The organism is Streptomyces sp. NBC_00989, assembly GCF_045162655.1.
Lineage (GTDB): Bacteria > Actinomycetota > Actinomycetes > Streptomycetales > Streptomycetaceae > Streptomyces.
The window spans coordinates 2071971-2092658 of the sequence record NZ_CP108728.1 but is presented as its reverse complement, the minus strand read 5'-3'; the positions used below and the strand labels follow the sequence as shown (position 1 = coordinate 2092658).

Below are 20688 nucleotides of genomic sequence, written 5' to 3'. Positions count from 1 at the left end.
TTCTGGTGAAGCAGGTTGTACAGAACTACAAGAGCGGCGAGCTGGCGGTGCTCGACGTTCCGGTACCGGGGTGCAAGCCGGGCGGTGTGCTGGTCCGCAGCGCCTACTCGCTGATATCCACCGGCACCGAGCTCATGAAGGTCTCCGAGGCCGGCATGTCGATGCTGGGCAAGGCCCGCTCGCGGCCGGACCAGGTGGCCAAGGTCATGCAGAGCGTGGCCACCAACGGGGTGCCCGCCACCTACCGCAAGGTGATGGGCAAGCTGGACTCCTACACGCCGCTGGGCTACTCGCTGTGCGGGGTGGTCGAGCAGGTCGGCGCCGGGATCGACGACGTGAAGGTCGGCGACCTCGTGGCCTGCGCCGGCAACGAACACGCGCTGCACGCCGAGCTGAACTGGGTGCCGAAGAACCTCTACGCCCCCGTCCCCGAAGGCCTCGCGCCGCAGCACGCGGCCTTCGGCACCGTCGGCTCGATCGCGATGCAGGGTGTCCGCCAGGGCGAGCCGCAGCTCGGCGAGGTGGCGCTGGTCATCGGCCTCGGCCTCATCGGGCAACTCGTGGTGCAGCTGCTCACCGCCGCGGGAGTCCGCGTGGTCGGCGCCGACCCCGACCCGACGCGCTGCGAACTCGCCGAGCGCCTGGGCGCCGCGGCCTGCGGCGACCCCGCGTCCCCGGCCGTGGAAGCGGCCGTCGCCGAACTCACCGACGGCCACGGCGTGGACCAGGTGTTCCTGGCCGCAGGCGGCGGCAGCAACCAGCCCGTCGAGCTGGCCGCCCGGCTCGCACGGGACCGCGGCCGGGTCGTCGACATCGGCAAGTGCCGCCTGGACCTGCCGTGGAACGCGTACTACGAGAAGGAACTCGACGTCCGCTTCTCGCGCTCCTACGGCCCCGGGCGCTACGACCCGTCGTACGAGCTGGAGGGCCGGGACTACCCGATCGGCTACGTCCGCTGGACCGAGCGCCGCAACCTGGCGTGCTTCCTCGACCTCGTCGCCCGAGGCAGGGTCGACGTGGACCCCCTGGTCTCCCACATCGCCGACTTCGACGACGCCGTCGAGACGTATCAGCGGCTGAAGGACGGCGAACTGAAGGCTGTCGCCGTGCTGTTCCGGTACCCCGAGCAGGAAGAGGAAGCGGGGGAGACGCAGGCCCCGGCGGTGGCCGTGCCCGCGGTGCCGCGCACCGCCAAGGTGTCCACCCCGGCCCGGTCCGCCAAGACTCCGGTGCGGCTCGCGTTCGTCGGCGCCGGCAACTACGCGACGTCGATGCTGCTGCCGCACCTGGCCCAGCGCGAGGGCGTCGAGCTGTCGACCGTCGTCACCACGACGGCGCTCTCGGGGGCCAACGCGCAGCGGAAGTTCGGCTTCGCCCAGGCGACCACCGACCTCGACGCCGTGCTCGGCGACAAGTCCGTCGACGCCGTGTTCGTGGTCACCCGGCACAGCTCGCACGCCGAGCTGACCCGGCAGGCACTGCTGGCCGGCAAGACGGTGTTCGTGGAGAAGCCCCTGGCCCTCACCGAGGACGAGCTGGCCGGCGTCCTCGCGGCGGTGGAGGAGTCCGGCAACGACCGCCTCCAGGTGGGCTTCAACCGCCGGTTCGCACCGCTGCTCCAGGAGGCCAAGGAGCGGTTCGGCGCCCGGACCGGTCCGGCGAGCCTGCGCTACCTCGTCAACGCGGGCAAGCTCCAGCACGGCAGCTGGTACCTCCAACAGGGCGCCGAGGGCTCGCGGTTCGCCGGTGAGGGCGGCCACTTCATCGACACGGCGAGCTGGCTGCTCGACGCCGACCCGGTCTCCGTGTACGCGACGGCCGCGCCCGGCAACGAGGACCTCCAGGTCGTCCTGCGCTACCCGGACGGGTCCACCGCCACCATCAGCTACGTCACCACCGGCGCCTCCGGCTTCCCCAAGGAGACCCTGGACCTGGTCGGGGACGGCAAGGTGCTGAAGCTCGACGACTTCGTCCGCGCTTCGGTCCACGGCCGTAAGAAGTGGGTCAGTTCGCGGCTGCCCAAGGCCCGGGACAAGGGCCAGAACGCCGAACTGGCCGCGTTCATCAAGGCCGTTCGGACCGGCGGGCCGATGCCGGTGCCGCTGGAGTCGCTGGTCGCCACCACGGCGGCCACCCTCGCCGTGGGGACCGGCCTGGCCGGCGGCGCGCCGGTGACCTTGGCGAGGACGCCATGACCATGAGCGCGGGCTGGTACCTGCGCCGACTGTCCCGGATGGGCCCGCGCGAGATCGCGGGCCGGGCGGGCGACACCGTGCGCAGACGGCGCTGGCGGTCGGCGCCGCCCGCCTGTCCGGCCGTCACCGGCGCCCGGTTCACCGCCGTCCTGCCCGCGGGCACGGTCGCCGAGGTGCCGCCGGACGCCGTGAAACGGCTCGTCGCCGAGGCGGACCAACTGATGGCCGGGCACGCCGAGTTCTTCGGGGTGGTCCGCGACGACCTCATCGACCCGGACTGGTCCTACGACCCGAAGACCGGGCGCCGGGCCCCGTCGGGCTACGCCTTCGACGTGCCGTACCGCGACGAGGACGTGGCCGGGGACATCAAGCAGATCTGGGAGCCGTCCCGGCACCAGCACCTCACCGTGCTCGCCGCCGCCTACGCGGTCACCGGCGACGAGCGGTACGCCGAGCGCGTCGCCGCCCAGCTGCGGTCGTGGTGGGCGGCCAACCCGCCGCTGCGAGGCGTGCACTGGATCAGCGGCATCGAGCTGGGCATCCGGCTGTTGTCCTGGGTATGGGTCCGGCGGCTGCTCGACGGCTGGCCGGGCGCGGCCGAGCTGTTCGAGGACAACCCGGTCGCGCTGAACCAGATCTGGCACCACCAGCGCTGGCTGGCCGCCTTCCCCAGCCGGGGCTCCTCGGCGAACAACCACGTCATCGCGGAGACCGCCGGACAGTTCGCCGCGGCCTGCGCGTTCAACTGGTTCCCCTCGTCGGCGCGTTGGCGATCGGACGCGCTGCGCTCGCTGGAGCGGGAGCTGCGTGCCAACACCTTCGACTCCGGCCTCAACCGCGAGCTGGCCACCGAGTACCACGGTCTCGTGCTGGAACTCGGCCTGGCCGCGCTGGCCGAGGCCGATGCCGCCGATGTGCCGGTGCCCGCGTCGCTCCGGCTGGTGCTGCTGCGGATGACCGACGCCCTGGCGGCCGTGGTGGACAACCGGCTGCGACCGCCCCGCCAGGGGGACGCGGACGACGGATACGGCCTGATCCTGGACGGCGAGGGCACCGACCGCTGGGGCTCGCTCCTGGCAACGGGCGACGCCGTGTTCGGCCGCCTCGACTGGTGGCCGGCGGTCACCGGCACCGACGTCCGCACCCCGCTGCTGGCCGCGCTCGTCCGGCCGTACACGAAGGACGGAACCGCCCGCCCGGCGACCAGGCCCGCCCACTTCGCCGACGCGGGGCTCACCGTCCTGCGCGGTCCCGAGGAGATCTGGTGCCGCTGCGACGGCGGTCCGCACGGCTTCCTGTCCATCGCCGCGCACGCCCACGCCGACGCATTGTCCGTGGAGGTCCGGCACGACGGGGTGGACGTGCTCGCCGACCCGGGGACGTACTGCTATCACGGGCAGCCCGCATGGCGGCAGTACTTCCGCTCGACCCTCGGCCACAACACCCTGCAACTGGACGGCGGTGACCAGTCCGTCTCCGGCGGCCCGTTCCTCTGGACCCGGCAGGCCCGCAGCCGCGTTCTGGACGTGGACAACTCCGGTGCGGGAGTGGCCCGTTGGGCCGCCGAGCACGACGGCTACCAGGGCTCGGTGCACCGCCGCCGGGTGGAGCTGACGGCCGGGAGCCAGGAGCTGAGGATCGTCGACGAGGTCCGCGGCCAACACAGCCCGCGGGACGCGCGGTTGGCGTTCCACCTCGGCCCGGCGATCGCCGCGGACCTGGCCGGGCACCGGGCCGTGCTCACCTGGACCCGGGACGGTGAGGAGCGCTCCGCGGTGCTCGACCTGCCCGCGCAGCTGTCCTGGCAGGCGCATCGCGGCGAGACGGACCCGCCGCTGGGCTGGTACTCCGCCGGATTCGGGCGCAAAGAACCCACCACCACGCTGGTCGGCACCGGATTCGCCGACGGCACGGACGGGTTCACCACCGTGCTCGGGTTCCGCGGCCAGGGGGGCGCGTGAGGAACAGGAGGCGGCACTGGGCGCTGGCGGCGGCACCGCTGGCGCTGGCCCTGCTGACGGTCACCGGCTGCGACAGCACGTCGAGCGCCCCGGCCACGACGAAGCCGACCGCCGCGCCGTCCACGTCCACGTCCGCCGCCCGGTCCGTTGCCCGGGTGTGCGCCAACCCCGCATCCGGACCGGCGAAGGCGCCGGCGGGTGCGGTGACCGTGGACCCCAAGGTGGTCGGCGACCTGGCGGCGAAGACCAAGAAGAGCCCCCCGAACACCACGTTCTGGCTCAAGCCGGGCACGCACAGACTCGAGCGGGACCGCTACGCCCAGGTCATCCCCAAGAAGGGGGACCACTACATCGGCGCGCCCGGCGCGGTGTTCGACGGCCGGAAGGCCAACCAGTACGCCTTCACCGGCAACGCCGCCGACGTCACCATCCGCTATCTGACCGTGCAGGGGTTCGTCGCGCCGCAGGACGAGGGCGTCGTCAACCACGACTCGGCCGACGGATGGGTCATCGAACACTCGACGATCCAGAACAACTCCGGCGCCGGGCTGATGGCCGGTGCCCGCCAGCAGGTCCGCGCCGACTGCCTGCGCGACAACGGCCAATACGGCATGAACGCCTACAAGGGCAACGGCCGTATCACCGGCCTGGTGGTCGAGGGCAACGAGATCACGGGCAACAACACCGGCGACTGGGAGCGGAAGCAGAAGGGCTGCGGCTGCACCGGAGGCGTCAAGTTCTGGGAGGTCGACGGCGCCGACATCAGCGGGAACTGGGTGCACGGCAACCGCGGCACCGGGCTGTGGGCGGACACCAACAACAACGACTTCCTCATCGAGAACAACGTGATCGAGGCCAACGACGGTGCCGCACTGATCTACGAGACGAGCTACAACGCGGTCATCCGGGACAACACGATCCGGCGGAACAACTGGGTCGAGGGCCGCAAGGCGGCCGACAGCGGCGACAACTTCCCGTACGCGACCGTCTACCTCTCCGAGTCCGGCGGCGAACCCCGGGTCCAGGCCCGCACCCACAAGATCGAGATCTACGGGAACGTGCTGGAGGACAACTGGTCCGGGATCACCCTGTGGGAGAACGCCGACCGGTTCTGCAACAGCCCGGCCAACACCTCGTCCGGTGACTGCACGCTGCTGGTGAAGAAGACGAGCAGTTGCGTGCGACCGGCGATCACCAAGGCACCGCTGTACTCCGACTGCCGGTGGAAGACCCAGCGGGTGGACATCCACGACAACCGCTTCGTGCTCGACGAGTCCGTCGTCAAGTGCACGGAGATGTGCGACCGCATGGCGGTGCTCTCCAACTACGGCACCTATCCGGACTGGTCGCCGTACCACGGCGAAGGGGTGGCCGAAGCCATCACCGAGAAGCAGCACAACAGTTGGCACGACAACGTCTACGTCGGGCCGTGGAAGTTCGTCGCCGAGGACCAGAGCCGGGTGCTCGACTTCGGGCAGTGGCAGGCGGCGCCGTACCAGCAGGACAAGGGCAGCACCCTCGACCTCCAGGCCGGTGGTTGAGATGGGGGAGAACCTGACGCGCGGACCGGAGACGGCACAGACGCCGCCCGGCGCCGTACCGCGCCCGGCCGGCACACCGAAGATCGTCGGGATCGTCTGGGGACTGCTGGTCCTCAACACGCTCGGCTCCGCCGGGGCGAAGACCATCGTCCCGCTGCCCCGCTCCCTCATCCAGATGGTCACCATGGGCTCGCTGGTCGCCGCGTTCGCGCTGGCGCTCGCGGTCAACCAACGGGTGCGCATCCGATCCAGCGCCTACGTGCTGCTGCTCTCCCTGCTGCTGGTGTCGAGCGTGATCTCCAGCGCGAGCCTGGAATCCGGGACGGGCGCGCTGTTCCGCTGCTTCCGGCTGGCCCTCTTCATCGGCACACTCTGGCTGCTCACCCGCTGGTGGGACGGCAGTGCGACGTTCGTCCGCTACCACATCCGGATGTACTACGCGGTCCTCGGCTCGGTGGCCGCCGGCCTGCTCGTCTCCCCGGGCAAGGCCCTGCCCGGCCTCTACGGCGGACGCCTCGTCGGCGCGCTGTGGCCGCTCACCCCGCCGCAGATCGGGCAGTACGCGGCGGTCATCATCGGGCTCACCGTGCTGCTCGTCATCGGCAAACGGACCGACCGGACCAGCGCCGTGCTGGTCATCGTGCCGTCGCTGGTGCTGCTCGCGCTCACCCACACCCGGACGGCCACACTCGGCCTGCTCCTCGGGCTGACGCTCGCGATCGGCTCGCTCGTCCTGACCAGCGCCGCGGCCCGCCGCTTCTTCACCTGGGCGGTGCTGATCTCCGTGGTGGCCGCGGTGGGCTTCGCCTCCGCGCTCCAGACGTGGTTCCTGCGCGGACAGAGCCAGGAGAACTTCTCCAGTCTCACCGGCCGGGCCAAGGTCTGGAACGCCCTGCTGGCCGCGCCCCGGACGACCGCGGAGCAGGTGTTCGGCGTGGGCCTGGGCGACAAGTCCTTCGGCGGGCTGCCGATCGACAACAGCTGGCTGGCCGTCTACAACGAGCAGGGCCTGATCGGTGTCACCCTCGTCGCGGCGATCATCCTCGTGCTGGGCGGCGTCGCGCTGCTGCGGCCGCCGTCGCTGGAGAGGGCCTGCGCGATCTTCCTGATCAGCTACTGCGCGATCGCCTCGTACACCGAGGCCGGTCTCGGCGACGCCTCGCCGTATCTGCTCCATCTGGCCCTGGCCGCCTCGCTGTTGGCGGTCCCCGCCCAGGCCGCCTCCCTCTCGATGCCCGAAGCCTCGCGACGGCACATCCCGCGCTGGGCCCGTAGATCGGAGGCGACCTGAGCATGCACGTTCTCGTGGTGCACAACCGCTACAACTCGGCGCAGCCGAGCGGGGAGAACAAGGTCGTCGACCAGGAGGCGGAGCTGCTGCGCGCGGCCGGCCACCGGGTCGAGGTGTTCGAGCGGCGCAGCGACGACATCGGCGCCCGCTCCCTCCTCGGCAAGGTCGCGGTGCCGCTCCTGGTGCCGTGGAACCCGGCCGTCCGCACGGAACTCGCCGCCCGGCTGCGCGCCGAGCGGCCGGACGTGGTGCACGTCCACAACGTCTTCCCGCTCCTGTCGCCCGCCGTGCTCGCCGCCTGCGCCGACGCCGATGTGCCAGCCGTCGCCACCTTGCACAACTACACCCAGGTCTGCCCGCCCGGCACGCTCCAGCGGGACGGCCGACCGTGCACCGAGTGCGTCGGCTCTGCACCGCTGCCCGCCGTCCGGCACGGCTGCTACCGCAACTCCCGCCTGGCGACCGTGCCGCTCGCGGTCAGCCTGTCGGTCAACCGGCGGCGGTGGTGGTCCGGCGTGGAGCGGTTCCTCTGCATCTCCGCGGCGCAGCGTGACGTCCTGGTGCGGTCCGGCATGCCCGCCGAGCGGCTGGCGGTGAAGCACAACTTCGTGCCGGAGCCGGGCAGTTGCCGAAAGGACGACGGCGAGCACGTGCTGTATCTCGGCCGGCTCGCGGAGGCCAAGGGCGTGCGGCTGCTCATGACCGCGTGGGACGAGATCGCGGCGGGCGGCGGTATCGGCGTACCGCTCGTGATCGCCGGCACCGGGCCGCTGGAGCCGGAGGTGACCGCCTGGGCGGCGGGCCGGGACGACGTGCGCTACGTCGGCCTGTTGGACACGGCGGAGTGCGGGGAGGCCATCGCGCGGTCGGTCGCCGTGGTGGCTCCCTCGACGTGGCTGGAGGCGTTCGGCCTGGTGGTCGTGGAGGCGATGGCGGCCGGGGTCCCGACCGTCGCCGCGGGTCACGGCGCCTTCGTCGAACTCGTCGAGGACGGCGTCACCGGGCTGCTGCACCGGCCGGGCGAGCCCGCCTCGCTGGCGTCCTGCGTACGCCGGATCGCGGCCGAGCCGGCCCGCAACCGGGAGATGGGGCAGGCGGCCCGGCGCCGCTACGAGCAGGGATTCAGCCCGGCCGTCGGCCTGGAGCGCCTGCTGGAGGAGTACCGCACCGCGATCGCGGGTCGGTCAGCACTGGCTCGTGGTGGGGACACCCGCGCGAGCAGGGGGGATGGGGACAGCGGATGACACGATGCCGACTCTGCGGCTCGGAAGCGACGACGAGCGTCGTCGATCTTGGGGCGACACCACCATGTGAGAGCTTTCTCGCCGCGGACCAACTGGACCGGCCGGAGCAGACGTACCCGCTGAACCTGCGGGTCTGCACCGACTGCTGGCTCGCGCAGATCCCTCCGCTGATCACGCCGGAGGAGACGTTCAAGGAGTACGCGTACTTCTCCTCGTTCTCGACCTCCTGGGTGGAGCACGCGCGCACGTACGTCGCCGATGCCGTACAGCGCCTCGCTCTCGGTCCCGACGCCTTCGTGGTCGAGGTCGCGAGCAACGACGGCTACCTGCTGCGGCACGTGGTGGACCGGGGGATCCGCTGCCTCGGCATCGAGCCGTCGGTGAACGTCGGTGCCGCGGCGCGGGAGGCGGGGGTGCCCACGCACACGGCGTTCCTGAGCCCCGACACCGGTTCGGCCGTCCGTGCCGAGCACGGCCCGGCGGACCTGGTCGTGGCCAACAACGTGTACGCGCACATCCCCGACGTCGTCGGGTTCACCCAGGGGCTGCGCGCGCTGGTCGCCGACGACGGCTGGGTCTCCATCGAGGTGCAGCACCTGCTGACCCTGATCGAGGAGAACCAGTACGACACGATCTACCACGAGCACTTCCAGTACTACACGGTCGCCTCCGCGATCCGAGCCCTCGCGAGCGGCGGACTCGCCCTCGTGGACGTCGAGTTGCTGCCCACGCACGGCGGCTCCATCCGGCTGTGGGCCCGGCCGGCCGAGGTGGCGGGGGAGCCGTCGCAGCGGGTGGCCGACGTGCTGGCCCGGGAGAAGGCCGCCGGGTTGCAGGAGCTGTCGGGGTACACCGAGTTCTCCGCCCGGGTGGCCAAGGTACGCCGGGACCTGCTGCGGTTCCTCATCGAGGCGGCCGAGCGCGGCGAGACGGTCGTCGGTTACGGCGCCCCGGGCAAGGGCAACACCCTGCTCAACCACTGCGGCATCCGGCCCGACCTGCTCGCGTACACGGTCGACCGCAATCCGTACAAGCACGGCAGGTTCACCCCGGGCACCCGCATCCCGATCCTGCCGCCCGAGCAGATAGCCGCCGACAAGCCGGACTACGTCCTCGTCCTCCCGTGGAACCTGCGGGCGGAGCTGGTCGAGCAGCTGTCGTTCGTGCACGAGTGGGGCGGCCGGCTGGTCTTTCCGATCCCGGAACTGAGCATTGTCGAAGGCGTCTTGAAGGAGGTCACAGCATGAAGGTCGTCCTGTTCTGCGGCGGTTACGGGATGCGCATGCGCAACGGAACCTCCGACGACGTGCCCAAGCCGATGGCGATGGTCGGGCCGAGACCGCTGATCTGGCATGTCATGCGCTACTACGCGCACTTCGGGCACAAGGAGTTCATCCTGTGCCTCGGCTACGGGGCGCACCACATCAAGGACTTCTTCCTCAACTACGAGGAGACGGCGTCCAACGACTTCGTCCTGCGGGGCGGGCGCACCGAGCTGCTGTCCACCGACATCGCGGACTGGACGATCACGTTCGCGCAGACCGGCATCGAGTCACCGATCGGGGAGCGGCTGCGCCGGGTGCGGCACCATCTGGACGGCGACGAGATGTTCCTCGCCAACTACGCCGACGTGCTCACCGACGCCCCGCTGCCGGAGATGATCGACCGGTTCGCCCAGCGCGACGCCGGGGCGTCGATGATGGTCGTACCGCCACAGTCCTCGTTCCACTGCGTGGAGTTGGGCGAGGACGGCCTGGTGGGCGGCATCACCGCGGTGAGCGACATGCCGCTGTGGGAGAACGGCGGCTACTTCGTCCTCCGCCAGGAGGTCTTCGACCACATACCGGAGAACGGGGACCTGGTCGCCGACGGATGCGCCCAACTGGCCAAGCAGGGGCGGCTGGTGGCGCACCAGCACCGCGGCTTCTGGAAGCCGACCGACACCGTGAAGGAGCGGGCCGCGCTCGACGAGGCCTACACCCGGGGCGACCGTCCGTGGGCCGTGTGGGAGCGGGACAGCGCGGAGGTGCGTGCGTGATCAGGCTCGGAGCCGGTCCTCTCGACCGGATCGTCGTCGTGGGCGCGCACTGCGACGACATCGCCATCGGCGCCGGCGGCACCCTGCTGACGCTCTGCCAGGCGCGGCCGGGCATCCGCGTCGACGCACTGGTGCTCTCCGGCGGCGGCAGCGAGCGGGAGCAGGAGGAACAGGCCGCGCTCACCGCCTTCTGCCCGGGCGCCGACCTGCGGCTGACCGTGCACAAGCTGCCGGACGGCCGGCTGCCCACCCACTGGGACGAGGCCAAGGCCGCGGTCGAGGAACTGCGCGAGCGGACCGACCCGGATCTGATCCTGGCCCCGCGTACCGATGACGCGCACCAGGACCACCGCGGCCTGGCACGGCTGATACCCACCGCGTTCCGCGACCACCTGGTGCTCGGCTACGAGATCGTCAAGTGGGACGGCGATCTCGGCCGCATGGCGGCGTACCAGCCGCTGTCGCCGGAGACCGCCGAACAGAAGGTGCGGCTGCTGCAGGAGCACTACCCCTCGCAGCGACACCGGCCCTGGTACGACCGGGAGGCCTTCCTGGGCCTGGCCCGGATCCGCGGTATCGAATGCCACGCGCGCTACGCCGAGGCCTTCGCCGTCACCAAACTCACGCTCAACCTGGGGGGTTGAACAACCTTGCGCGTACTACTGACCGGACACCAGGGATATCTGGGCACCGTGATGGCACCCGTCCTCACCGCCGCCGGACACGAGGTCGTCGGCCTCGACTCCGGCCTGTTCGCCGACTCCGTCCTCGGCCCGCAGCCCGCCGACCCGCCCGGGGTCCGGGTGGACCTGCGCGACATCACCGCCGAGCACGTGGCCGGGGTGGACGCCGTGATCCACCTGGCCGCACTCTCGAACGACCCGCTCGGCTCGCTGGCGCCGGAACTCACCTACGACATCAACCACCACGCGTCCGTACGGCTGGCGAAGCTGGCCCGCGAAGCCGGAGTCCGGCGCTTCCTGTACGCGTCGACGTGCTCCGTCTACGGCGCCTCGGGCGGCGACGACCTGGTGACCGAGGACGCCCCGCTGCGCCCGGTGACGCCGTACGCGGAGTCGAAGGTGCGGGTCGAGGACGATGTGCACGCGCTCGCCGACGGCGACTTCACCCCGGTGTTCATGCGCAACGCCACCGCCTTCGGCTACTCGCCCCGGCTGCGCGCCGACATCGTGCTGAACAACCTGGTGGGCCACGCGCTCCTGTCCGGGGAGGTGCTGGTCCTCTCCGACGGCACGCCCTGGCGCCCGCTGGTGCACGCCGCCGACATCGCCCGCGCCTTCACGGCCGCGCTCACCGCACCGCGCGAGGCGGTGCACGACCGGGCGTTCAACATCGGCAGCGAGTTCAACAACGTCACGGTCGCCGAGATCGCCGACCAGGTCGCCGAGGCGGTGTCCGGCGCGAAGGTGGTGATCACCGGGGAGAACGGTGCCGACCCGCGGTCCTACCGGGTGGACTTCTCCCGGTTCCGCGCCGCGATCCCCGGCTTCGACTGCGAGTGGACGGTGAAGCAGGGCGCGCTCGAACTCGCCGACGCCTACCGCAAGTTCGACCTGACCCGGGAGGCCTTCGAGCAGCGCTTCACCCGCCTCGCCGTGCTGCGCGCGGCGACCGACGCCGGCACCGTCGACGACACCCTGCGGTGGCGCCGATGACCGACGCGGGCGAGGAAATGTACGGCCTGGTGGAGCGGCTGTATCCGCTCTGCCGGAGCATCACCGGCGACGGCGTGCGCGCCACCCTGGACATCGTCGGCGAGTACCTCCCGTTGCAGGTGCACGAGGTGCCGACGGGGACGCAGGTCCTCGACTGGACGGTGCCGCAGGAGTGGAACATCCGGGACGCGTACATCGCCGACAGCACCGGCCGGCGGGTCGTCGACTTCGCCGCGTCCAGCCTGCACGTGCTCGGCTACAGCGTGCCGGTGTCGAGGACCATGCCCCTGTCCGAGCTGCGCGCCCACCTGCACACCCTGCCGGACCAGCCCAACTGGGTGCCGTACCGCACCAGTTACTACAAGCCGGAGTGGGGCTTCTGCCTGGCCCAGGACACCCTGGACGCGCTGCCCGACGGCGACTACGAGGTGCGGATCGACTCCACCCTCGCGGACGGCCACCTCACCTACGCCGAGCACGTGGTCCCCGGACAGGTCGCCGACGAGGTGATCGTCTCCTGCCACACCTGCCACCCGTCGCTGGCCAACGACAACCTCGCCGGCATCGCGGTGGCGACGTTCCTGGCCCGTGCGCTGGCGCGGCAGACGCCGTACTACACCTACCGGTTCATCTACGCGCCCGGCACCATCGGGGCGATCACCTGGCTGGCCCGCAACGCGGAGCGGATCGAGCGGGTCAAGCACGGCCTCGTGCTGGCCTGCGCCGGGGACCCGGGACAGCTGACGTACAAGCAGAGCAGGCGCGGTGACGCGGAGATCGACCGGGTGCTGCGGCACGTGCTGGCGGCGTCCGAACGCCCGCACCGCGTCAACGAGTTCACCCCGTACGGCTACGACGAGCGGCAGTACTGCTCACCCGGCTTCAACCTGGGCGTGGGCTCGCTCACCCGGACCCCGTACGCGGGCTACCCCGAGTACCACACCTCGGCGGACAACCTGGACTACGTCTCCCCGGAGGCGATGGCGGACACCCTCGCGGTCTGCCGCGAGGCGTTCGCCGTTCTCGACCGCAACCGGCGGTACCTCAACCTCAGCCCCTACGGCGAACCACAGCTGGGCCGGCGCGGGTTGTACGACGCGCTCGGTGGCCGCAGCGACACCAAGCAGGCCCAGATGGCCATGCTCTGGGTGCTCAACCTGTCCGACGGCGACCACAGTCTGCTGGACGTCGCCGAGCGGTCCGGGCTGCCGTTCGACACCGTCGCCGGCGCGGCCGGCGCGCTGCGCGAGGCCGGGCTGATCAAGACATGACGCCGATGACCACCGACGGGGAGAATCCTCAGACAGCGGCGCGACCGGCCCGGTCCGCGAAGCGGGCCCTCGTCGGCCGGCTGTCCTGGGGACTGGCCGACCAGGCGGCCTCCAGTATCAGCAACTTCGCGGTGGGCATCTATGTGGCCCGCTCGCTGGGGGTGACCGCGTTCGGCGTGTTCAGCCTCGCCTGGGTGACCTACGGCGTGGTGCTCAACGTCTCCCGCGGCCTGGCCACCGACCCGCTCGTGGTGCGCTTCAGCGGGGTGCCGCAGGCGTCCTGGCGCGGGGCGGTGGCCCGCTCGACGGGTACCGCGCTCTGCGTCGGCACGGCGCTCGGAGTTCTCTGTCTGGCGGCCGGGCTCGGGCTCGGCGGTCGGGTGGGGCCCGCGTTCGCCGCCCTCGGTCTCATGATGCCGGGGCTGCTGCTCCAGGACGCCTGGCGGTTCTCGTTCTTCGCCGCCGGCGACGGGCGCAAGGCGTTCGTCAACGACATCGTGTGGGGCATCGCGCTGATCCCCGCCATGGTGGTGGCGGCTCATGTCGGCACCGTGGCCGCCTTCGTGCTCGCCTGGGGCGCGTCCGCCACGGTCGCGGCGGGGTACGGCTGCGTCCAGTCCGGCATCCGGCCCCGGACTTCACAGGCCCGCGGGTGGCTGCGCGAACAGCGTGATCTCGGCTACCGGTACCTGGTCGAGAACGTCAGCCTCAGCGGCGCGAGCCAGCTCCGGGCGTACGGCCTCGGCGCGATCGTCGGAGTGAGCGCGGTGGGCGCGGTGCGCGGCGCCGAACTCCTCCTCGGCCCCTTCCTCGCCGTACTGATGGGGCTGTCCCTGGTCACCGTCCCCGAGGCGGCACGCGTGCTGCGGCAGGCCCCGCACCGACTGGGCAGGTTCTGCCTCCTCCTCGGCGGGGGACAGGCGACCGGGGCGCTGATCTGGGGCTCGGCGCTGCTGCTGATGCCGGGCCGGCTCGGCGAGTTGGCGCTCGGCGACGTCTGGCACTCCTCCTCGCACCTCATCGTGCAGATCACCCTCAGCGTCGCGGGAGCGGGCCTCGGCACCGGCGCCGCGGCCGGACTGCGCGCACTCGGCGCGGCCCGGCGCAGCCTGAAATGCCAGCTGTTCGCCTCCGCCTGCTACGTCGGCGGCGGGCTCGGCGGGGCGGCCCTCGCCGGCACGGCCGGCTCGGCCTGGGGCGTCGCCGCCGCGACCATCAGCGGTTCGGCCGTGTGGTGGCTGCAACTGCGCTCCGCCCTGCGCGAGCGCCACCGCGATCCCATCCCCGAAGTGAGGACCTCATGACCGACCGACCGAGGCTGAGCATCGGCCTGCCCGTGTACAACGGCGAGGAGTACCTGGCCGAGTCGTTCGACGCGCTGCTCGGCCAGACCTACGAGGACTTCGAACTGGTCGTCTCCGACAACGCCTCGGCCGACGGCACCGAGGACATCTGCCGCAAGTACGCGGCGCAGGACTCCCGCATCCGCTACCTCCGGCTGCCCCGCAACATCGGCGCCACCCCGAACCACAACCACGTGTTCGCCGAGTCCCGCGGCGAGTTGTTCAAGTGGGCCTCGCACGACGACCTCTACGGCCGTGACCTGCTGACGCGCTGCATAGAAGCACTGGACGAGCGGCCGGACGTCATCCTCGCCCACACCGACCAGGCGGTCATCGACGGCGACGGCCAGGTGACGGTGCCCTACGACTACACGCTCGCCACCGACTCCCCGCACGCACCGGACCGCTTCCGCAGTCTGCTGTTCGAGCCCGGCGGCGACGACTTCTACGGAGTCATCCGGGCCGACGTACTGCGCCGGGTGAAGCCGATGGACAGCTACCACCACGCGGACCGCACGTTCGTCGCCGAGATCACCCTGCACGGACGCTTCCACCAGGTCCCGGAACTGCTGTACTTCCGCCGCGACCACCCCACCCGCGCCGAGCGCGCCAACCCCTCCAAGCGCGCCCGGTGCGTCAACCTGGACCCGCGCCGGGCCGGCGCGCTGCACCCGACGCCCCGCCTGCTCGCCGAGTACGTCTGGGGCTTCGCCTCGGCGATCCGGCGGGCACCGCTCTCCCCGGCCGACCGGCGCGCCTGCTACCGCCACCTGGCTTCCTGGATGACCAGCCGGGTCCGGCCGGGCGCAGGCGAGCGGGTCGAGGACCGGGCCCCGGTCGACCCGGCCCAGCTCACGGTCTCCGTCGACGCCCTCGTCGCCGGCCGCGAGGGGAGGCGCGCATGACGTCAGCGCCCGAACGGCCGGTGCGCGTCGGGGTGTTCGGCCTGCTCGGCTCCGGCAACCTCGGTAACGACGGGTCGCTCGAAGCCGTCCTCGGCTACCTCCGCGCCGACCACCCGGACGCGGTCGTGGACGCCCTGTGCGGCGGACCCGAGGCCGTGACGGCCCGGTTCGGGATCCCCGCCACCCGCATGCACTGGAACCGCGCCGAGTACCGGACCGCGTCCCGCGCGGGCGCGATCGTGTCCAAGGGGCTGGGCAAGTTCGTCGACATCTTCCGCACCGCCGCCTGGGTGCGCCGCCACGACGTGGTGATCGTGCCGGGCATGGGCGTCCTGGAAGCGACCCTGCCGCTACGGCCGTGGGGCTTCCCGTACTCGCTGTTCCTGCTCTGCGCGAGCGGCCGCCTGACGCGCACCCGGGTCGCGCTGGTCAGCGTCGGCGCCGCCGAGATCCGCAACCGGCCCACCCGGGCACTGGTCCGCTGGTCGGGGCGGCTGGCCGCCTACCGGTCGTACCGCGACGCCCAATCCAGGGACGCGATGCGGGCGATGGGCGTGGACACCGCGCGCGACGAGGTCTACCCGGACCTCGCGTTCTCCCTGCCGGCGCCGCGGACGAGCACACCCTCGGGCCCGCCCGGCACGGTCTGCGTCGGCGTCATGGACTTCCACGGCGGCAACGACGACCGCGCCCGGGCCGACGAGATATACGGGCGCTACCTCGACGGGACGATCCGGTTCGTCCGCACGCTGGTCGAGGAGGGCAGGCCGGTCCGGCTGCTCACCGGCGACCGCTGCGATGCCACGGTGGTCGCCGCGATCCTCGACGCCGTCGACTCACCCCTGGTCACCGCGGCCGAACCGATGTCCCTGGCCGACCTGATGAACGAGATGGCGGCCGCCGACACCGTGGTGGCGGTCCGCTACCACAACCTGATCTGCGCGCTGAAGACCGGAACGCCGGTGCTCGCCCTCAGCTACGCGGCGAAGAGCGACGCGCTCATGGAGCGGATGGGCCTCGGCGCGTACTGCCACCCGGCGCGCGAGGTCGACGCAGACCGGTTGCTGGAGCAATTCCGGGCGTTGGAGAAGCGATCGGCCGAGCTGCGGGGGACCCTCGCCGAGCGGAACCTGGCCGCCGCCCGCCAACTGCGGGACCAGTTCAGCTCGTTGACCGCGGCCGTGTTCCCCGCGACTGGCCACACCCACGCTCACGCCCGCCAGGAGTCTCCATGAAAGCGACCGAAGTCCCGGAGATCGCCGGCGCGTTCCTCTTCGAACCGACGCCGTACGCCGACGAACGCGGCTTCTTCTGCCGCACGTTCGACGCCGACGTGGTCCGGTCGGTGGGCCTCGACCCGGACGCCTTCGTCCAGGACAGCCTGTCCCGCTCGGTCCGGGGCGTGGTGCGCGGCCTGCACCTGCGATCCGGTGCGGGCGAGGCCAAGTTGGTGCGGTGCTCGTACGGGCGGGTCTTCGACGTCGTCGTGGACCTGCGGCCGGACTCACCGACGTACCGCCATTGGACATCCTTTGAACTCACAGGAGAATCACAGCCAACTCTTTACATTCCCGCGGGATGCGCGCACGGTTTTCAGGCACTGACCGACACCGCAGACACCTCGTACCGGATCGACCGCCCGCACGATCCGACCGAGGACGTCACCATCGCCTTCGACGACCCGGAGCTCGCCATTCCCTGGCCGCTGCCGGTTGCACTGATGTCCCAACGGGACCGAGAGGCGCCGAGCCTCGCCGAGGTCCTGAAGCACAGAGAAAGTTGAGGTCCTCGTGGACACCGAAGTGCTTGACCTGCCCCTGTCGCGGACAGCCAACGAGCGGCTGCACGCCATGATCCCCGGGGGCGCTCACACCTACGCCAAGGGCGACGACCAGTACCCCGAGAACCTGGCCCCGGTCATCAGCCACGGCAGCGGTGCCCACGTGTGGGACGTCGACGGCAACCGCTACATCGAGTACGGCTCCGGCCTGCGGTCGGTCAGCCTCGGTCACGCCCACCCGCGCGTGATCGAGGCCGTGCGGCGGGAACTCGGCCGCGGCAGCAACTTCGTCCGGCCGTCCATCGTGGAGGTCGAGGCCGCCGAACGCTTCCTGGCCACCGTGCCGACCGCCGAGATGGTGAAGTTCGCGAAGAACGGCTCCGACGCCACCTCCGCCGCGGTACGCCTCGCCCGCGCCGCCACCGGCCGCTCGCGGGTGGCCCTCTGCTCCGACCATCCGTTCTTCTCCGTCGACGACTGGTTCATCGGCACCACACCGATGTCCGCCGGCATCCCGTCGACGACCACCGACCTCATAGCGTCCTTCCCCTACGGCGACCTGGCCGCCACGGAGGAGATGCTCACCCGGTACCCGGACGAGATCGCCTGCCTGATCCTCGAACCCGCCACCCACACCGAACCGCCGCCCGGGTACCTCGCCGGCCTGCGCGAGCTGGCCGACCGGTACGGCTGCGTACTGATCTTCGACGAGATGATCACCGGCTTCCGCTGGTCCGAGGCGGGCGCCCAGGGCCTGTACGGCGTCGTCCCCGACCTCTCCACGTTCGGCAAGGCACTGGGCAACGGATTCGCCGTCTCCGCGCTGGCCGGGCGCCGCGACCTGATGGAGCGGGGCGGGCTGCGTCACTCCGGCGAGCGGGTGTTCCTGCTGTCCACCACGCACGGTGCGGAGACGCACTCCCTGGCGGCGGCGATGGCCGTGCAGGCCACGTACGTCGAAGAGGGTGTCACCGCGCGGTTGCACGCCCTGGGCGAGCGGCTGGCCGCCGGTGTCCGCGAGGTCGCGGACGGCATGGGCGTCGGCGACCACCTCGTCGTCCGGGGCCGGGCCAGCAACCTGGTCTTCGCCACCCTCGACGAGAACGGGCAGCCGTCGCAGCAGTACCGCACCCTGTTCCTGCGCCGGCTCCTCGCGGGCGGCGTGCTGGCCCCCTCCTTCGTGGTGAGCAACGCACTCGACGACGAGGACATCGACCGTACCGTCGACGTGGTGGCCGAGGCGTGTGCCGTGTACCGGAAGGCGCTGGACGCCGCCGACCCCACCCCCTGGCTGGCCGGGCGACCCGTGAAGCCGGTGTTCCGCCGCCTGTCGTGAGGTGACGTGACGTCAGCGGCGTTCCCGCCGACCGGAGTCGGTCATCCGGTCGGCGATCCGGTCGACCAGCCACGCGGTCGCCGGAATCACCGCCAGTGCGGTGCACCAGCCGCCGAGGACGTCGGTCGGATAGTGCGCGCCCAGTCCGACCTGCGCCCATCCCATGGCGGCGCCGGCGACCAGTGCCGAGGCGAGCACGAATGACGTGCCGGCCGTCCTGCCGAGGCCGAGCCGGCGGGTCGCGAGCAGCGCCGCCATGAGGGCGAGCGCGGTGGCGAAGGCGGTGTGCCCACTCGGGTAGGACAGGTTGCCGGGGCCGTGGATGGTACGTCCCACCAAGTGCTTGAGCAGCGTCGCCGTCCCCACGGTCGTGCCGACGCCGGCAACGACGAACACCGCAGCGCGAGGACGCCGTAGCAGCAGGCAGGCCGTCACGGCGGCCACGATCAGCGCCGCCGCTCCCACGGGCTCCCCCAGGAAGTCCAGGGCCAGGGCGACGCGCCGCCACGGCGGCCCCAGAGTGTCCGCCGTCGGCTGGATGATCCACCTGTCCACCGCGCCGGGCTCGCTGTGGCCGGAGTACAGGACCCCGAGCGCGCCGACCACCAGCGCGGCGAGGACCGCGATCAGTCCGAGCCACGGGCGCAGCGACGGGGGCAGCACCGATGGCGCCGGGCGGCCGGTCACCCGTTCACCGCGTCCGGTCGACCTGGGGCAGTGCCCTTGTTCCCCTGCCGCCCGCCGTGATCCAACCCGAGCCCCCGTCGTGTCCGATTAACTCCCCGGCGACCGTGACCCCATGACCGCCCCGCGGATCCCCGCTCCTGGTCCGCACGCCTCGGCGCGAACCGTCAGCACCCTAGCCGCAATCCGCTCGCGGCAAACCGCCGCCGGACAGTTCGACCTGATCCGAGGGGGTGAGACCAGCACGGTGACCGCACCCGACGGTCCGCCTCCGCGAGTGCTCGCGGAAGACGACCTCGCCGCGGCGAGTCCGGATCCGCCGCGCACGATGGCCAAGACGCTCGCCGACGCGCTCGTGTCCGCGGAGGCCGATGCCGTCCGCAACGCCGCACACGGGCGGGTCTGCGACGCAAGCGGCATCGAACTCGGCGACTTCGACCTCGGTGGTGACACCGACGAAGGCCACGTCGAGGGACATGCCTACTCTTCACCGAACAGGCACTCCTGCTGAACCGCCCACCGCTGTCCGACCTCGAGCTGCGATCCCCGGGACGCGGGCGGACGCGTACGGCGACGGCGCGTCCGCCCGTGTCCCTGTGTCCCCGAAAGGCACGCTTCTTGGCCTCGATGCTCTATCCAGTGCTCGAATCCTTTCCCGACGCCGCGAGTGCGCGGGCGCGGGCGATCATGCGCGATCTGGCCGACTGGTCCACCGACCCCTGGCCCCGGCTGGAACCGATCAGCACGGCCGAGCAGTACGCGTACGCTCTTCGTTCCTTCGGCACCGCCCGCATGGTCGCGGACCGGGATCCCGTCGTCTTCCCCTTCCTGGACGAACTCGTGCGCCGTGATGCCATCGCGTTCGACGCGGAGCAGCCGAAGTCCTGGCTCACGGCGGACCTACGTCTTGGCCCCGGCCTGGCCGACCTCTGGCCGCTGCCCGAGGGAGTGACGCTCTCCCTGGATACGACCCCGCCCTTCGGTACCGCCGACAGCGAGCCCGAGGACGACGCCACCGAGGAGGAACTGGACCGGATGGTCTCCGTGCTCGGGCCACTGAGCCTGGACGTCAGCCGGAACTGCGGCTGGCGCGGCCTGTCCGATTCCAAGAACTGCGGCTTGCAACTCTGCCTGAACAGCGTCTGGGTGGCGCAGCACGCTGAGCTGTCTCCCGGACAGTTCGGCGTCTGGATCACCCTCGGCACCCGCGTCACCTGGACACCCGAGGGCGAAGCCTGGCGCCGCGACTCGGGGATCCTGCTGGGCGAGGAACAGCAGGGGTGACCCGGACATGAGCTTCCTCCGCTGCGCGGGAGGAGCTGACCAGCTGTACGCCCATCGTCTCGTCCCGACTTCTCGAATACGTCTTCGACGTCGACGAGGAGCCCGGAATCGTGTGAGGGTTTCCTTCGCTTTCCCCGTA

At 71.5% G+C, this 20688-nt stretch carries 18 protein-coding genes; 17 read left to right on the top strand and 1 reads right to left on the bottom strand.

The features are described from left to right. Positions 1-5 precede the first annotated feature (5 nt). Genes OG714_RS09070 through OG714_RS09000 form a run of 15 tightly spaced genes read left to right on the top strand, consistent with a single transcriptional unit; the run spans position 6 to position 18581 of the window. The gene (locus tag OG714_RS09070) at positions 6-2195 is read left to right on the top strand and encodes a bi-domain-containing oxidoreductase (RefSeq protein ID WP_406119811.1); all 2190 of its coding nucleotides are present in this window, start codon (positions 6-8) and stop codon (positions 2193-2195) included. Beyond that, positions 2192-4156, top strand: a complete 1965-nt coding sequence (locus tag OG714_RS09065) for an alginate lyase family protein (protein ID WP_406119810.1) — start codon at positions 2192-2194, stop codon at positions 4154-4156. Before OG714_RS09070 ends, OG714_RS09065 begins: the two co-directional genes overlap by 4 nt. Further along, entirely contained in the window at positions 4153-5697 is a 1545-nt protein-coding gene (locus tag OG714_RS09060) for a right-handed parallel beta-helix repeat-containing protein (RefSeq protein WP_406119809.1), read from the top strand. The genes OG714_RS09065 and OG714_RS09060 overlap by 4 nt, the downstream gene beginning before the upstream one ends. Position 5698: 1 nt before the next feature. Beyond that, positions 5699-6988: an O-antigen ligase domain-containing protein gene (locus OG714_RS09055; RefSeq protein ID WP_406119808.1), complete on the top strand. Its 1290-nt coding sequence runs from the start codon at positions 5699-5701 to the stop codon at positions 6986-6988. A 2-nt stretch (positions 6989-6990) separates the two neighbouring features. Beyond that, positions 6991-8232 carry a glycosyltransferase gene (locus OG714_RS09050; protein WP_406119807.1) on the top strand — a complete coding sequence of 414 codons (1242 nt, stop codon included), beginning with the start codon at positions 6991-6993 and terminating at the stop codon, positions 8230-8232. Beyond that, a complete protein-coding gene (locus tag OG714_RS09045; RefSeq protein WP_406119806.1) occupies positions 8229-9479 on the top strand; it encodes a methyltransferase domain-containing protein in 1251 nt (416 codons plus the stop codon). The genes OG714_RS09050 and OG714_RS09045 overlap by 4 nt, the downstream gene beginning before the upstream one ends. Further along, entirely contained in the window at positions 9476-10270 is a 795-nt protein-coding gene (locus OG714_RS09040; RefSeq protein ID WP_406119805.1) for a sugar phosphate nucleotidyltransferase, read from the top strand. Before OG714_RS09045 ends, OG714_RS09040 begins: the two co-directional genes overlap by 4 nt. Then, entirely contained in the window at positions 10267-10914 is a 648-nt protein-coding gene (locus OG714_RS09035) for a PIG-L deacetylase family protein (RefSeq protein WP_406119804.1), read from the top strand. The genes OG714_RS09040 and OG714_RS09035 overlap by 4 nt, the downstream gene beginning before the upstream one ends. Before the next feature lie 6 nt (positions 10915-10920). Further along, complete coding sequence (locus OG714_RS09030) at positions 10921-11946, top strand: NAD-dependent epimerase/dehydratase family protein (RefSeq protein ID WP_406119803.1); 1026 nt, start codon at positions 10921-10923, stop codon at positions 11944-11946. Beyond that, complete coding sequence (locus OG714_RS09025) at positions 11934-13217, top strand: DUF4910 domain-containing protein (RefSeq protein WP_406119802.1); 1284 nt, start codon at positions 11934-11936, stop codon at positions 13215-13217. The genes OG714_RS09030 and OG714_RS09025 overlap by 13 nt, the downstream gene beginning before the upstream one ends. Then, positions 13214-14521 (top strand): hypothetical protein, encoded by a 1308-nt coding sequence (locus OG714_RS09020; RefSeq protein WP_406119801.1) that lies wholly within the window; start codon positions 13214-13216, stop codon positions 14519-14521. The genes OG714_RS09025 and OG714_RS09020 overlap by 4 nt, the downstream gene beginning before the upstream one ends. After that, positions 14518-15465, top strand: coding sequence for a glycosyltransferase family 2 protein (locus OG714_RS09015; RefSeq protein ID WP_406119800.1), 948 nt, complete (start codon positions 14518-14520; stop codon positions 15463-15465). The genes OG714_RS09020 and OG714_RS09015 overlap by 4 nt, the downstream gene beginning before the upstream one ends. Then, positions 15462-16700: a polysaccharide pyruvyl transferase family protein gene (locus OG714_RS09010; RefSeq protein WP_406119799.1), complete on the top strand. Its 1239-nt coding sequence runs from the start codon at positions 15462-15464 to the stop codon at positions 16698-16700. Before OG714_RS09015 ends, OG714_RS09010 begins: the two co-directional genes overlap by 4 nt. After that, positions 16697-17248: a dTDP-4-dehydrorhamnose 3,5-epimerase gene (gene rfbC / locus OG714_RS09005; RefSeq protein ID WP_406119798.1), complete on the top strand. Its 552-nt coding sequence runs from the start codon at positions 16697-16699 to the stop codon at positions 17246-17248. The genes OG714_RS09010 and rfbC overlap by 4 nt, the downstream gene beginning before the upstream one ends. Positions 17249-17255: 7 nt before the next feature. Then, positions 17256-18581, top strand: coding sequence for a glutamate-1-semialdehyde 2,1-aminomutase (locus OG714_RS09000; RefSeq protein ID WP_406119797.1), 1326 nt, complete (start codon positions 17256-17258; stop codon positions 18579-18581). 12 nt (positions 18582-18593) lie between these two features. On the opposite strand, the gene OG714_RS08995 is transcribed toward OG714_RS09000, so the two are convergent. Further along, positions 18594-19268: a phosphatase PAP2 family protein gene (locus tag OG714_RS08995; protein ID WP_406119796.1), complete on the bottom strand. Its 675-nt coding sequence runs from the start codon at positions 19266-19268 to the stop codon at positions 18594-18596. Between the two features lie 244 nt (positions 19269-19512). Here OG714_RS08995 and OG714_RS08990 point away from each other — a divergent pair, with 244 nt between their 5' ends. Next, on the top strand, positions 19513-19776 hold the full coding sequence (locus tag OG714_RS08990) for a hypothetical protein (protein ID WP_406119795.1): 264 nt from the start codon (positions 19513-19515) through the stop codon (positions 19774-19776). Between the two features lie 128 nt (positions 19777-19904). Next, positions 19905-20549 carry a hypothetical protein gene (locus OG714_RS08985; protein ID WP_406119794.1) on the top strand — a complete coding sequence of 215 codons (645 nt, stop codon included), beginning with the start codon at positions 19905-19907 and terminating at the stop codon, positions 20547-20549. Positions 20550-20688: the final 139 nt, after the last annotated feature.

What these genes read in the sequence shown, in the direction of transcription:
- OG714_RS09065 (WP_406119810.1), top strand. Translation starts at nt 2,192, where the DNA reads ATGACCATGAGCGCGGGCTGGTACCTGCGCCGACTGTCCCGGATGGGC.
- OG714_RS09055 (WP_406119808.1), top strand. Translation starts at nt 5,699, where the DNA reads ATGGGGGAGAACCTGACGCGCGGACCGGAGACGGCACAGACGCCGCCC.
- OG714_RS09050 (WP_406119807.1), top strand. Translation starts at nt 6,991, where the DNA reads ATGCACGTTCTCGTGGTGCACAACCGCTACAACTCGGCGCAGCCGAGC.
- OG714_RS09045 (WP_406119806.1), top strand. Translation starts at nt 8,229, where the DNA reads ATGACACGATGCCGACTCTGCGGCTCGGAAGCGACGACGAGCGTCGTC.
- OG714_RS09040 (WP_406119805.1), top strand. Translation starts at nt 9,476, where the DNA reads ATGAAGGTCGTCCTGTTCTGCGGCGGTTACGGGATGCGCATGCGCAAC.
- OG714_RS09020 (WP_406119801.1), top strand. Translation starts at nt 13,214, where the DNA reads ATGACGCCGATGACCACCGACGGGGAGAATCCTCAGACAGCGGCGCGA.
- OG714_RS09015 (WP_406119800.1), top strand. Translation starts at nt 14,518, where the DNA reads ATGACCGACCGACCGAGGCTGAGCATCGGCCTGCCCGTGTACAACGGC.
- OG714_RS09010 (WP_406119799.1), top strand. Translation starts at nt 15,462, where the DNA reads ATGACGTCAGCGCCCGAACGGCCGGTGCGCGTCGGGGTGTTCGGCCTG.
- rfbC (WP_406119798.1), top strand. Translation starts at nt 16,697, where the DNA reads ATGAAAGCGACCGAAGTCCCGGAGATCGCCGGCGCGTTCCTCTTCGAA.